At 66.4% G+C, this 13,198-nt stretch carries 15 protein-coding genes; 5 read left to right on the forward strand and 10 right to left on the reverse strand.

Annotated features, from left to right (window positions below):
* Positions 1-23: 23 nt before the first annotated feature.
* A complete protein-coding gene (locus tag NJQ44_RS12620) occupies positions 24-1,178 on the reverse strand; it encodes an acyl-CoA dehydrogenase family protein (RefSeq protein WP_254274339.1) in 1,155 nt (384 codons plus the stop codon).
* A 128-nt stretch (positions 1,179-1,306) separates the two neighbouring features.
* Between NJQ44_RS12620 and NJQ44_RS12625 the strand changes: the two genes are divergently transcribed.
* Positions 1,307-2,083, forward strand: a complete 777-nt coding sequence (locus NJQ44_RS12625) for a DUF6517 family protein (RefSeq protein WP_254271704.1) — start codon at positions 1,307-1,309, stop codon at positions 2,081-2,083.
* Between the two features lies 1 nt (position 2,084).
* Here NJQ44_RS12625 and NJQ44_RS12630 read toward each other — a convergent pair whose 3' ends face one another.
* From NJQ44_RS12630 to NJQ44_RS12645, 4 genes are all read right to left on the reverse strand, one after another.
* Positions 2,085-3,740 carry a long-chain fatty acid--CoA ligase gene (locus NJQ44_RS12630; RefSeq protein ID WP_254271705.1) on the reverse strand — a complete coding sequence of 552 codons (1,656 nt, stop codon included), beginning with the start codon at positions 3,738-3,740 and terminating at the stop codon, positions 2,085-2,087.
* A gap of 70 nt (positions 3,741-3,810) precedes the next feature.
* Positions 3,811-4,413 (reverse strand): chemotaxis protein CheC, encoded by a 603-nt coding sequence (locus NJQ44_RS12635; protein ID WP_254271706.1) that lies wholly within the window; start codon positions 4,411-4,413, stop codon positions 3,811-3,813.
* A gap of 81 nt (positions 4,414-4,494) precedes the next feature.
* Complete coding sequence (locus tag NJQ44_RS12640; protein ID WP_254271707.1) at positions 4,495-5,163, reverse strand: O-methyltransferase; 669 nt, start codon at positions 5,161-5,163, stop codon at positions 4,495-4,497.
* A gap of 37 nt (positions 5,164-5,200) precedes the next feature.
* Positions 5,201-6,151 (reverse strand): mechanosensitive ion channel family protein, encoded by a 951-nt coding sequence (locus tag NJQ44_RS12645; protein WP_254271708.1) that lies wholly within the window; start codon positions 6,149-6,151, stop codon positions 5,201-5,203.
* A gap of 77 nt (positions 6,152-6,228) precedes the next feature.
* On the opposite strand from NJQ44_RS12645, the gene ptsH1 reads away from it, so the two are divergent.
* The 4 genes from ptsH1 (at position 6,229) to NJQ44_RS12665 (ending at position 9,052) form a co-directional block, all read left to right on the forward strand.
* Entirely contained in the window at positions 6,229-6,507 is a 279-nt protein-coding gene (gene ptsH1, locus NJQ44_RS12650) for a phosphocarrier protein HPr (protein WP_254271709.1), read from the forward strand.
* Positions 6,504-8,192, forward strand: a complete 1,689-nt coding sequence (gene ptsP, locus NJQ44_RS12655) for a phosphoenolpyruvate--protein phosphotransferase (protein ID WP_254271710.1) — start codon at positions 6,504-6,506, stop codon at positions 8,190-8,192. The genes ptsH1 and ptsP overlap by 4 nt, the downstream gene beginning before the upstream one ends.
* Positions 8,193-8,251: 59 nt before the next feature.
* Complete coding sequence (locus NJQ44_RS12660) at positions 8,252-8,482, forward strand: hypothetical protein (protein ID WP_254271711.1); 231 nt, start codon at positions 8,252-8,254, stop codon at positions 8,480-8,482.
* A gap of 129 nt (positions 8,483-8,611) precedes the next feature.
* Positions 8,612-9,052 carry a pyridoxamine 5'-phosphate oxidase family protein gene (locus NJQ44_RS12665; RefSeq protein WP_254271712.1) on the forward strand — a complete coding sequence of 147 codons (441 nt, stop codon included), beginning with the start codon at positions 8,612-8,614 and terminating at the stop codon, positions 9,050-9,052.
* Position 9,053: 1 nt separating this feature from the next.
* Here NJQ44_RS12665 and dhaM read toward each other — a convergent pair whose 3' ends face one another.
* The 5 genes from dhaM to NJQ44_RS12690 all read right to left on the reverse strand — a co-directional run bounded on the left by dhaM (position 9,054) and on the right by NJQ44_RS12690 (position 13,152).
* On the reverse strand, positions 9,054-9,434 hold the full coding sequence (dhaM, locus tag NJQ44_RS12670; RefSeq protein ID WP_254271713.1) for a dihydroxyacetone kinase phosphoryl donor subunit DhaM: 381 nt from the start codon (positions 9,432-9,434) through the stop codon (positions 9,054-9,056).
* A complete protein-coding gene (gene dhaL, locus NJQ44_RS12675) occupies positions 9,434-10,141 on the reverse strand; it encodes a dihydroxyacetone kinase subunit DhaL (RefSeq protein WP_254271714.1) in 708 nt (235 codons plus the stop codon). Before dhaL ends, dhaM begins: the two co-directional genes overlap by 1 nt.
* Positions 10,138-11,136, reverse strand: coding sequence for a dihydroxyacetone kinase subunit DhaK (gene dhaK, locus NJQ44_RS12680; protein ID WP_254271715.1), 999 nt, complete (start codon positions 11,134-11,136; stop codon positions 10,138-10,140). Before dhaK ends, dhaL begins: the two co-directional genes overlap by 4 nt.
* A 128-nt stretch (positions 11,137-11,264) precedes the next feature.
* Complete coding sequence (locus tag NJQ44_RS12685) at positions 11,265-11,855, reverse strand: thioredoxin family protein (protein ID WP_254271716.1); 591 nt, start codon at positions 11,853-11,855, stop codon at positions 11,265-11,267.
* A 49-nt stretch (positions 11,856-11,904) separates the two neighbouring features.
* The gene (locus NJQ44_RS12690; protein ID WP_254271717.1) at positions 11,905-13,152 is read right to left on the reverse strand and encodes an MFS transporter; all 1,248 of its coding nucleotides are present in this window, start codon (positions 13,150-13,152) and stop codon (positions 11,905-11,907) included.
* Positions 13,153-13,198 lie beyond the last annotated feature (46 nt).

The raw sequence follows: 13,198 nt of genomic DNA on the forward strand, positions 1-13,198 counted from the left end.
CTGGGGACGGGGATTTCGAGGGGTTACTGCGGCGCTTGTCGGTAGATGAGGTTGCGCTGGATGTCGTTGGCACCCTCGTAGATGACCGGAATCCGCACGTCGCGGTAGACGCGGGAGATGCGGTTCTCGGTCAGGACCGAGCGGCCGCCGTGGAGTTGCATCCCCTTCTCGGCGCAGTCCATCGCGGCTTCGGTCGCTTCGGTCTTGGCGAGGGCCGCCCAGTACCCGGCGTTCTCCTGATTGGCGACGCGGTCGGCGGCGTCCCACGTGAGCGAGCGCGCGGACTGGAAGGCCAAGTGCATGTCCGCGAGTTTGTGCTGGACTGCTTGGAATTCGTCGACGGTCTTGCCGAACGCCTCGCGGTCGTGGACGAACTCCCAGGCCTCCTCGATGGCCGCGGCGGCCATCCCGAGGCCGTGACCCGCGACGATGACGCGGCCGTGGTTAAAGAACTCCGCGAGCATGTAGAAGCCCGCGCCCTCGACGCCGACGAGGTTCTCCTCTGGGATGCGGCAGTCTTCGAGGACGATGTGGCCCTGCTTGGAGGCGCGGAAGCCCATCTTCTCGGGGATGTGCTCGGCGTGGTAGCCGGGGGCGTCCGTCGGCACGATGAACATCGAGTAGTTGCCGTAGCGGTTGTTCGGGTCGTCGCCGGTCTTCGCGTACAGCGTGAGCCAGTCGGCCTCGACGGCGTTACCGACCCAGTACTTCTCGCCGTTGATGACCCACTCGTCGCCGTCCTTCTCGGCGCTGGTGGTCATCCCCGCGAGGTCGCTCCCGGTCTGCGGTTCAGACACCGCGAGGCCCGTAATCTGGTCGTTCTGGGCGACCGGCTTCAGGAACTCCTCGTGCTGCCACTCCGCGCCGTGGTCCTCGACGATTTCCGCGCCGAAACTCGCCAACTGGAGCGTCAGCGCGATACCGGCGTCGGCCTTGTAGAACTCCTCGGCGATGGCGAGCACTTGGTGGAGGTCGAACCCCTTGCCGCCGAGGTCCTCGCCGAGGTCCTGCGCGACGAGTCCGGCGTCCATCCCGGCTTCGAGAATCTCCCACGGGTACTCGCCCGACGCGTAGTAGTCGGCGGCGTTCGGCTCGATGTGTTCCTGCGCGAACTCGCGGGCTTCCTGTTTGACCTCGCGAGCGTGTTCCGGCACTGGGTGGTCCGAGAGTAGCTCCATGCAACCCTCCAAGGCGGGAACCACCATATAATTCGTGAAACTCAGACAAACCTCAGCTAAGTTGTTTCAATGTGCCATCGCTGTCGCGGCCACCACGCTTTTTTTTAGAAAAGTGGTAACTAATTGGCATGGAGCGACGAGAATACTTGGCAGTCGGCGCAGGCCTCGGTACGGCCGCGTTGAGTGGCTGTTCCGGGTTTTTCGCCGCCGCAGAGACGCCCGAACCAAGCGTTCCGAGCGAGGAACTCCAGTCAGAAGGGTGGAAACGGAGCGCCGAGAACAGCGGCACGGTGCTAGAGGAGAGTTACGGACCGGTCACACTCCGGGCCGTCCAGCACACCCTCCAGTTTCAGGACGCGGCGTTGCGACAGCAGGTGTCCGACCGGACCCTCGGACAGGTCGAGACGTCGCTCGCGGTGTGGTTCGCCTCCCGAATCGACTTCAGCCCGAATCTCGATAACCTCCCGGCGGGGGCCGGGCAAGCCGAAATCGTCGACCAGGTCCGGGCGAACGCCCGCGAACAGTTCGAACAGCAGATGCGGAATCAGGGCTTGACCGACATCCGAGAAACCGGGAGCGGGACCCTCGACATCGACACCGGCGAGACGGCCGAAACGGTCGAACTGAGCGCGGTGTACCCCTTCGAGGGCGTCACGTTCGACATCACGGACTCCGAAAGCGTCGAAATCCCGGCCGAAGACATCGGCATCGGCGCTGTACTCGCCGTCTGGCACCACGGCGACTACGTCCTCGTCTCCGGCGGGGCGTTCCCGGCACAGAACTTCGCGGAGACCATCGAGAGCGAACTGACCAACGGCATCGCCGTCTCGGTGGACGTGGACCTCGGTCTCACGCCGGACGCCTACCGAGAAGAAGTTCGCTCGCTCACCGCGGGCGTCCAGTAGCTTACGACTCGGGCGCGGCGTCGTCCGGGACTCGACCCTCGACGAGCGATTCGTCGCCGTATTCGGCCCGTAACGCCTGTTTGTTGAACTTCCCGGTGGCCGTCTTCGGGACTTCCTCGATTGTGACGACTGCGTCCGGAACCCACCACTTCGGGTACTCCGCGAGGATGTGGTCGCGCAACTCGTCGTCGAGCGCGCTGGTGTCGGCCCCGTCCACCGGAACGACGAGGGCGAGCGGACGCTCCTGCCAGCGCTCGTGCGGCACGCCGATGACCGCCGCCTCCGCGACGGCGTCGTGGGCCATCAACGCGTTCTCTAGCTCCTGTGAGGATATCCACTCGCCGCCGCTCTTGATGACGTCTTTCGCGCGGTCCACGATTTTGATGTAGCCGTCCTCGTCGACGGAAACCACGTCGCCGGTCTTCAGGTACCCGTCCTCGAACTCCTCCTCGGTGGCCTCCGGGCGCGCGAAGTACTCGGTCGTGACCCACGGGCCGCGGATGTGGAGTTCCCCGAAGGCCTCGCCGTCCTGGGGAACGTCGTTGCCGTCGTCGTCGATGACCCGATACTCCAGTCCGGGGGTGATGAGACCCTGCTTGGACCGCTTTTCGAGTTGCGTCTCGTAGTCTGCGTCTTCGAGGTCAGATTTGAGGTGGGCGACACTGCCGACCGGCGATGTCTCGGTCATACCCCACGCGTGGACGAGTTCGACACCGTGGTCGTCGAAGAACCGAATCATCGCTTCGGGGGCGGCGCTTCCGCCGACGACGAGGCGGTCCAGCGTGGAGAGGTCCACGTCGTTCTCTTTGACGTACTCCATCAGGCCGAGCCACACCGTCGGAACGCCAGCGGTGACGGTGACGCCCTCCTCCTCGATGAGTCGGGCGAGGTCGGCGGGTTCGGGTTGCGGGCCGGGGTAGACGTGTTTCGCCCCGCCCGCCGTCGCCGAGAAGGGCAGGCCCCAGGCGTTGACGTGGAACATCGGGACCACGGGCATCATCACGTCGTCGTCGGCCAGCGGAATCCCCTGTGGGGACTGGATGGCCATCGTGTGCGACCACAGCATCTGCTGGGTGTACTCGACGCCCTTCGGTTGGCCGGTGGTCCCCGACGTGTAACAGAGGCCCGCCGGTCGCTCCTCCTCCAGCGCGGGCCAGTCGTACTCGGTGGCGTGCCCCTCGACGAACGACTCGTAGGCGACGGCGTCGAGGTCCGTCTCCGGAACCGACTCGCCCATGACGACGAACTGCTCGACGGAGTCGAACGGGTCGGGGTCGTCGGCCACCGCGCCTTCCAGTTTCGGCAGGAAGGAGGCGTCGACGAAGATGGCGCGGTCCTGTGCGTTCTCGACGATGTACTGGACGTGCTTATCGGGGAGGAGCGGATTTATGGTGTGGAGTTGCGCGCCCATCGACGGAACGCCGAAGTACGTCTCGAAGTGTCGATGGTGGTTCCAACAGAAGGTCCCGATTCGGTCACCGTCGCCGAACCCCGCCGCAGACAGGGCGTTGGCGAGTTGCGCCGCGCGGTCGGCGTACTCGTCGTAGTCGTACCGGACCATGCCTTCGTGGGTCCGAGAGACGATTTCCGTCTCGGGGTACAGTTGCGCCGCACGTGTCAGGAACGGTCGGAGCGTCTGGGGTGAACCACCCGGCATACCGTGCCAATGGCGCTCATCCTACATGAAGGTCGGTAAATTAATCGTGAAGGAATAGTAGTTTTCCCGCTCAGACCTCGATTTGCTGCATCAGGTCGACCAGTTCCTCCAGTTCGGGGAACGTGTACACCTTGACGTTGATGTTCGAGTCCAGCGCGTGGACCCGCGAGTCGAACATGAGCGCCATCTCGTTCTCCCGGTCGCCGACCAACTGGTCGACCATCCCGCTGCCCGGCCCGAACGTGAAGTTCGGCGTCGAGATGTCGATGGTCGTATCGAGGACGTTCGCCCATCCGTCGATGAACCCGCTGGTCATGATGTTCCCGATCTCCTGAATCGCCGACCGCTCCATGTCGGTGAATCCGCTGGCGCTGGGGTCCGTCTCGCCCATGTCGCCAATCATGCCGTGGGCGAGGTCCTTCGCGCTCTGGGCGTTGAACAGAAAGAGGATGTAGCCGTGCGGTTTCTCGACCATCTCGATGCTGATGCCGATTTGCTTCTCGTGGCCGACGTGCGTCTTGATGTCCGGGATGTCGATGAAGTTTATCTTCGTAATCTCCATCTCCGTCTCCATCCCCGTCATCTGGCTGAGGTGGTTGGCGACGGTGTTGCCCCCCTCCTTGGCCATCTTGTTGAACAGCCCCAACTTCCGGATGTCTATCATCAGACTCATGCGTGGTCGGTTGGCGCTGACTTGCCCGGCCTGCCACATAAGCTATGCACCCCCATTTTCGCAGGCGAGAATCGGGTGGCCTCAGGCGACCCGGACGCTGACGGCGACGCCCTCCCCCAGCGGGAGCAGGCCCGTCTCGAAGTCCGGGTCGTCCCGCACTCGTTCGAGATAGGCCGCGATACCGCGACTCATGTCGTTGGCGTCCACGTCCTCGCCCGCGAGGAGGGCCCGCACGTCGTCGAAGTCCAGCGGTCCGGCCTCGATGGCGTTGTCCGCGGCGACGACGCCGCCGACGGGGACTTTCTCGCGAACCGCCTCGAACGCCTCCGCGTAGCGGTCCTTCTCGTTGTCGACGAGCACCACGTCGAAGGGGCCGTCGTAGGCGTCGACGATGTCGATGGCGTCGCCGTGTTCGAACGCCGCGCGGTCGGCGTACCCCCCGCGAGCGAGGAACTCGCGCGCTTCGTCGAGTTCGTCGGCGTCGATTTCGGTCAGCACGATTTCGCCGTCCGCGGGGAGCGCGGGGGCCATCCAGTACGCGGAGTAGCCGAACCCGGACCCGAACTCGAAGACGCGTTCGGCGTCGGTCAGGCGCGCGAGCAGTCGAAGCCACCCGCCGACGGCCGGACCGACCGTCGGGAATCCCTCTCGGTCGGCCTTCGCGTCCATCTCCTCGATGACGGCGTCGGGTTCGGGCGCGAGCGTTCGGGCGAACTGTTCGGTCACCTCTGGCAGCGGCGTCTCGTCCATACCGGGTGATGCGCCCCGGCGGGACTTAAGCCCCGGTTCAGCGGTTGCGGCTGACCGGGAACCGCACGCGCTCCGGGTCCTCGTTGAACGCCGCGAGGATGCGCTTGTACAGTTCGTTCTTCACGCGCTGACCGCGCCGGGGGTGAACCAGATAGCGCAGGCGGAACTCCACCCACGACTCCTCTTGGACGACGTTGACCGTCGGCCGGTCCTGCACTTCGAGTTCGACGGGCGTCTCGGCCAGTCGGTCGCGGTAGTTCGCGATGCGGTTGGCCATCTCGTCGCCGAGGTAATCGTCGGCGACGGTCAGCATCGTCTCGGTGGCGTACTCGAAGTCCGTCTCGTAGGCCACCTGAATCGACAGTTCGTTCCAGATGAAGGGGAACTCCTCTTGCGTGAAGTTCTTGACGTGCGAGGAGAGCACGACGCTGTTGGGGAGGGTGATGCTCCGCCCCGAAGGCTGGTTCGAGGAGACGAGGTCGCCGTTTATCTCCCACAGCGTCGTCACGAGGAAGGAGACTTCGACCACGTCGCCCTTCGAGTCCTCGATTGCCACCCGGTCGCCGACCTGATACGGGCGCTTGACCATGATGTAGAACCATCCGAGCAACGAGAACAGCGGTTGCTGGAGCGCGAAGGTCACCGCGAACCCGACCACACCCAGCGAGAACAGCAGGCCGACCCACTGCTCGGTGGCGATGCCCAGCGCCGCGAGCGTCCCCGCGATGCCGAACCCGAGACGGAAGAGGTTCTTCGCGTCGTGTCGGCGGCGCTTGTCCCGCGTCCGCTGGTCGTACGCGCCCAGCGCCACCCGATAACAGCCGTAGGTAGCGAACGCGACGGCCAGCAACGAGAGCGCCTTCGTGAGCAGGAGCGACACCGCTATCCCCTCGATGGCACCTTCGATCCCGATTCGCTGGACCACGACGCCCCCGGCGGCACAGAGGAGAGCGACGACCAACGATAGATAGCCGACCGGTCGACTCACAGCGTCACCGAGGGAGGGGGGCCACTAAACCGTTTGGTGGCAGTACGGTAATGGTTCACGCACACGTTAGGTCGGGTATGGAACGCGTCATCGAAGTCGTCCCGGAAGCCGGTTTGCACGCCCGACCAGCCTCGAAGTTCGTCCAGACCGTCAACCAGTACGACGCGACGGTGACCGTCGGGAGGGCAGACGACGACGGCGACCCCGTCCCGGGCAACAGTATGCTTTCGGTCACCGGCCTGAACGTCCAGCACGGCGAGTCGGTCCGTCTGGTCGCCGAGGGCGACGACGCCGCGGACGTACTCGACGCTCTGGAGGAGATTCTGACGACGCCCGTGGAGGAGGAGGCGTCGTGACGACGGTCACCGGCGTCGGGAGTACGCCGCTGTCGGGCGTCGGGACCGTCCGGTGGTACCGGCCCGACGAGGCGCTGGACCTTCCGGACCGACCGGACCCCGAGGCGGTCGACCCCGAACGGGAGCGCGACCGCTTCGAGAGCGCCAGAGACAGCGTCCGCGAGGACATCCGGCGTGCCCACGACCGGGCGGCGGAACGCGTCGGCGACGAGGAGGCCGCCGTCTTCGAGGCCCACGAGCAGTTCCTCGACGACCCGCAACTGGTCGACGGCATCGAAGCTACCATCGACGACGGGGTGACCGCGGAGCACGCCGTCGACGACGTGTTCGGCGAGTTCGTTGCCCAGTTCGAGGGCATGGAGGGCCGGATGGCCGAACGCGCCGACGACCTGCGGGACGTGCGCGACCGACTTCTGCGCGAACTGCTCGACGTGGACGCCGTCGACCTCTCGGCGCTTCCCGACGGGACGGTGTTGCTCGCGGAGCGACTCACGCCGAGCGACACCGCCGGACTCGACCCCGACGCCGTCGCGGGCATCGCCACGGTCACCGGCGGGCGCACCTCACACGCCGCCATCATCGCTCGCTCGCTGGCGATTCCGGCCGTCGTCGGCGTCGGCGAGGCACTCGAAGAGATTCCCGACGGCGCGACGGTCCTCGTCGACGGCGAGGCGGGTGAAGTCGTCCTCGACCCGAGCGAAGGGCGGCGGGCCGCGGTTTCGGAACTTGACGCGCCGGTCGTCGACGACCACGTCGCGACGGCCGACGGCCGCGAAATCGAGGTGGCCGCGAACGTCGGTCGGCCCGCCGAGTTGGACCCCGCCGTCGCGCGCGGCGCGGACGGTATCGGCCTCTTTCGCACGGAGTTCCTGTTTCTGGACCGCGATGCGCCGCCGGACGAAGACGAGCAGTTTGACGCGATTACGGCCGCGTTGGACGCCTTCCCCACCGACCGCGTCGTCGTCCGCACCCTCGACGTGGGCGGCGACAAGCAGGTCCCGTATCTTGACCTCCCCGAGGAACCGAACCCGTTCCTCGGACAGCGCGGTGTCAGACTGTCGCTCGGCGACCACGCCGACCTCTTCGAGACGCAGTTGCGGGCCCTCTTGCGCGCGGCGGCGACCGAACACGGGGCGGACCTCGCGGTGATGGTCCCGATGGTCGCCCGCGTCGAGGAAGTCGATGCCGTCCGAGAGCAGGTCGAGTCGGTCGCGGCGGCCCTCGAAAGCGAGGGCGTCGAGTACGCGATGCCGGAACTGGGCGCGATGGTCGAGACGCCCGCCGCCTCGTTCGTCGCCGACGCGCTCGCCGAACGACTGGACTTCCTCTCTATCGGGACGAACGACCTCACCCAGTACGTGATGGCCGCCGACCGCGAGAACGATGGGGTCGCGGACTTGCACGACCCGCTTCATCCGGCCGTCTTGCGGGCCATCGACCGCACCGTCGACGCCGCGCACGAGGGCGGCGCGTGGGTCGGGATGTGCGGCGAAATGGCCGGTGATCCCGACCTGACGGAACTGCTCGTCGGCCTCGGGTTGGACGAACTCTCTATGAGCGCCGTCACCGTCCCCGCGGTCAAACAGCGGGTTCGGGACACCGACACCGACGCCGCCGAAGCGCTCGCGAGCGAGGTGCTGGCGTGCGAGACGCGCGCCGAGGTGGGCGGGGCGTTGGGTCTGTAGACGTTATCAGGGTACCAGTTTCGACAAGGCTCATGGGCGAAACGCGCGTTGGCCGCCACATGGAACGGTGGCTCCACGTCTTGACACGCGTTCACCACTCGCTGTATCCGGTCGTCGGCCTCTGTGGCCTCGCCGCGACGGTCCTCCTCGCTGAACCGGGAACCCACGTGGTCACCGTCGGATTCGTTCACGTCGACGTCTTCTACGCCGCCGTCGCCGGTTTCGGAATGCTCCTGCTCCTGTCGCTGACGGATGAGTACGACGCTGAGGAGTACGATTCGAACCGTTGACTAGCGTGTCTGGGACGACAGAGAGCGCGACCGGTTTCCTTTGGGATTGCTACCGAACCGCTGGGTAGTACCCGCGCCCCGGAAATGACACTAGAACTATAGATAACTGGCGGCCCAAGGAACGACCGTATGAGTCGAATCAACCTCGACGCCGTCGAGATAACCGACTTCTTGGAGAGTCACCGAACCGGCGTCATCTGTCTCGGCCGCGAGAACGACGGCTACGGCGTTCCGCTCTCGTACATGTACCGCGAGGAGGATTCGAGCATCTACTTCCGGATGGGCTACGCGCCCGGCAGTCAGAAACGGAAGTTCCTCGACGCGACCGAACAGGCGACGTTCGTCGTCTACGACCAGACCGGTGAGGGGTGGACGAGCGTCGTCGCCGAGGGCGAACTCCAAGTCCTGACCGAGAGCAACATCGACTCCGCCGTCGAGGAGGCCACCAAGAAACTCGACATTCCGTACTTCGAGGTCCACGACCGCCCGGTCGACGACTTGGAGTTCAACGTCGTCCGCCTGCGCGTGACCAAACTCAACGGCATCGCGGAGGGCCACGACGGGACCTGACTCAGAGTTTGGCGATGTCGCGGGCCGCCTCGGCCTGTTCGCGGACCGAGTCCAGCGTGGCCTTCGGACTCGTCGCGGCCACGGCGGCGTTGACCGCGCCCTCCAGCACCGGGGCGTCGGCGATGACCGCGTCCACGTCGCTCATCTCGATAGCCACGTCGGCGTTCATCACCGCGCTCCCGAGGTCCACGAGGACGACGACGCCGTCGCCCCCGTCGGCCGCGTCCAGAGCGTCTTCGATGGCGTCCGGGACGGTTCCGAACCCGCCCTGCCCGTCGCCACCGACCGGTTCGATGCGGGTGTCCCCGCCCATCTCTGCGGCCACCTCCGCGATACCCTCGGCCGCTTTCGCGCTGTGGGAGACGACGACCAGACCGACCATCAGTCCTCCGCGCCCTCCTCGCCGTCGGGGATAGTCGGCGACGCGGCGTCCCGGTCGAGTTCCTCGGTGCCGTCTACCCGCTCCTGTGCGACGCCGAGCAGTTCCTCCATGATGTACAGCGTGCTCGTCGCGCCGGGGTCCTGATGGCCCACAGAGCGCCATCCGAGGTAGGAGGCACGGCCTTTCGAGGCACGAATCGGGACGGTGAACGCGACGCCGCGTTCGGCCGCGTCGACGGCCTTCGCCAGCGCTTCCAGCGGCGTGAGGTCGTCCGTCTCGACTGACTTCTTGAACGTGTGGACCGCGGGCGTCAGCGCGTCGACCATCGTCTTGTCGCCGACGCGGGCGTCGCCCCTGTCTTGGACCTTCTCCAAGTACGTCTCGGCGAACGCGACGGCGCTCTCGGCGGTGATACCGTCTTCGAGGTCCGGACTGGCGAAGACGAGGGACCCGCCGTACAGCGGTCCCGACGCGCCGCCGACCTCCGACATGAGCGTCTTCCCGACGGTCTTGACAACGTCGGCCGGTTCCGGGTCGTCCATCTCCGCGGCTTTCTCGGCGGCCGCCGTCCACCCGCGGGCCATGTTCCCGCCGTGGTCGGCGTCCCCGATGGCCGAGTCGAGGTCGGTCAGATAGCTCCGCTCGGCCTCGATGCGGTCGGCGACCGCTCGGACCGCCGCGACCACCGCCTCGCCGTCCGCGCTCATTTCACCGTCAGCGCGGGAGTGTCGGCCGGTGCACTCAGCAGGTCCTTGAGTTCGTCGTCGACGGCGCAGACGGTGATGGAACACCCGGCCATGTCGAGCGAGGTCATGTAGTCGCCGACCCACGAGTCCCACGTCTCCAGTCCGTGGTCGCCGAGTATCTCCTGCAGTTTGCGGTTGACGACGAACAGTTCCATCAGCGGCGTGCCGCCCATGCCGTTGACGATGGTCATCACCTCCTGCCCGTCGTCGAGTTCGAGGTCGTCCAGTACGGACTCGGTGAGTTCCGTCGTGATGGCGTCGGCGTCCATGATGTCGGTCCGTTCGACGCCGGGTTCGCCGTGGATACCGATGCCGAGTTCGATTTCGTCCTCGCCCAGGTCGAAGGTGGGTTCGCCCTTCTCCGGGGTGACACACGAAGTGAGCGCCATCCCCATCGTGCCGACGTTGTCGACGACCTTCTGAGCGACGCGCTGGACTTCCCCTAAGTCCGCGCCTTCGGCGGCCTTCGCCCCGGCGGCCTTGTGGACCAGAATCGTCCCGCAGACGCCGCGGCGGCCGGAGGTGTACAGCGAGTCCTCGACGGCCACGTCGTCGTCGACGACCACTTCCGCGACGTTCGTTCCCTCCATCTCGACCATCTCACCGGCCGTCTCGAAGTTCATCACGTCGCCCTCGTAGTTCTTGATGACCATCAGGACGCCCTCGCCGCTGTCGGCGGCGGCGACCATCTCCTCCAGTTCGTCGGCCGTCGGCGACGTGAACACCTCGCCCGCCGCCGCCCCGTCGAGCATCCCGTCGCCGAGGTAGCCCGCGTGTGTCGGTTCGTGTCCGCTCCCGCCGCCGCTGACGACGCCGACTTTCCCGTCGACCGGGGCGTCCGCGCGGACGAGGACATTCGTATCCGAGAGCCGTCGTACCGCCTCCGGATACGCAGCCACCATACCGTCGAGCATCTCGTCGACCACGTCGTCGGGGTCGTTGATGAGTTTCTTCATGATACACGTTGACAGTCGTCGCACTGACTGATAAAGTTTGACCGGCTAACTAGTATCGGCGCGAGCGCCATCTCGTTCACACGAAGGCAGAATCAGTCGCTACGACGGTTCGACCCGTTCCGGAGGCGTTACTGGTTCCAGTACGCCGGTTCGTTGTCGACTTTCCACTTGATGGAACAGCCACGGGACGGCTTCTCGGTGGCTGTCAGTTCCCCGCCAGCCAGTAGCGTCTCGACGTGGCCCGCCATCTCTCGCTCGCTCGGTTCGTCGTCGGGGTTCGGCGCGTCGTCGAGTCGGCCGTGGTAGGCCAGTCGGAACGTGCCGTCGTCGTTCTCGAACAGGAACGGGTCAGGGGTACAGCGCGCCCCGTAGGCCGCCGCGACGGACTGGTCCTCGTCGTAGAGATAGGCGTCGTAGCCCACCGTGCCGTCGGCGACGAGTTCCCGCATTCGCTCGAAGGAGTCGTCGGGGTACGCTTCGGCGTCGTTCGGGTTGATACCCACGACGGCGAGGTCGTCGTACTCCTCGCTCAATCGGTTCAGTTCCGGAATCTTCGCCTTCGCGTAGGGACAGTGGTTACAGGTGAACACGACCAGCAGGGCCGAGTCGTCCGCGAAGTCTGCGAGCGCGTACGTCTCGCCGTCCGCACCCGGCAGTTCGAACGACGGTGCGGCGTCGCCGCGTTGCAGTACGTTGGATTCCGAATCGAGTTCGACCATATGCGGCGTTGGGCGTCGGGCGGTAAAAGCGCACGGACGGTAATTCCCGTCAGTCGCCGGGCTGAACCGTCTCAGTCGCCCCGCCCTCCCCGAGATGGAGGACACCGGCCGTCAGGGCGATAGCGACCACGCCGATGGCGGCGACGGCCCAGAACGCCGCCTCGACGCCCGCCCGTTCGACGACGACGGCGAGGACGGGCGGCGCGACGGCGGCACCGCCGGAGATGCCGACGGTGAGCAGGCCGAAGTTCTTCCCCGCCGAGTCCGCCGTCGAGAGCGAGTCGGCCAGCGACGCCCGCGCCGGGCGACTCCCGTCGACGGTGGCCGAGAGGACCAACACCAGCGCGAGTGCCCCCAGCGTCGGGAGCGTCCCGAGCGCTAGCAGGCCAGCGACGGCGACCAGCGCGGCGTACCCGCCGACCAGCACCGGTCCCGGCGAGTACCGGTCGGTGAGCCAGCCACCGGCGAAGATGAGCACCGCGCCGGTGACGAGCATCGCCGAGACGGCGAAGTTGGCGGTGGCCTCGGGCAGGGAGTAGCCCGAGGAGAGCAGCGTCGCCGTGTACTGTTTGATGCCCCACCCGGCCATCGACGTGACGAACCAGAGGACGGTGAGCGCGACGATGGGCGGCGAAGACAGCAGCGTCCGAAGTTCGCGGCGGATTCTGGTCGGCAACGGCTCGTCGGACTCCCGGGTCCGCTCGTTCGTCGGGTGCGTGATGGCCGCGTCGACGTAGCGGTCGAACGCCAGCAGACAGCCAGCGCCGTACACCGCGCCGACGACGGCGATACCACCGATTGCGACTCGCCAGTCCACGCCGAGGGTACTGGCCGTCGCGACGACGGCCGGTGGCGCGGCGAATCCGAGCGCCCCGGTGAATCCGTGGACGCTGTACGCTCGCCCTCGCGTGTCCTCCGTCGTCGCCGCACCGATGAGCGGGTAGTGCGCGGGGTGGTGGCCCGCGATGCCGACGCCCGTGACGACGCTCGCAGCGAGCAGCCACGCGAAACTCTGTGCGGTGGCGGTGAGAATCGCACCGACAGCGCCGAAGGTCAACGAGATAGCCAGCACCGAGGTCCGACTCCGCGAGTCCGACAGCGACCCGAACGGGAGTTGCAGGGCCGTCACGACGACGCCGACGACGCCGAGTGCGATACCCAGTTGCGCGTCGGTCACGCCGATATCGGCCTTCAACGGCCCGAAAATCGGCGGTAGCAGCATGAAGTAGGCGTGGTTCACGAGGTGAGACCCGCCGACGAGGCCCACGACGAGTCGCGACTGGGCGTCAGAGACCACAGTGGGTGCGAGTGCACGCGCCGCGAGTAAGAACGGTGTGGTTCGC

The organism is Haloarcula marina, assembly GCF_024218775.1.
Classification (GTDB): Archaea; Halobacteriota; Halobacteria; order Halobacteriales; family Haloarculaceae; genus Haloarcula; species Haloarcula marina.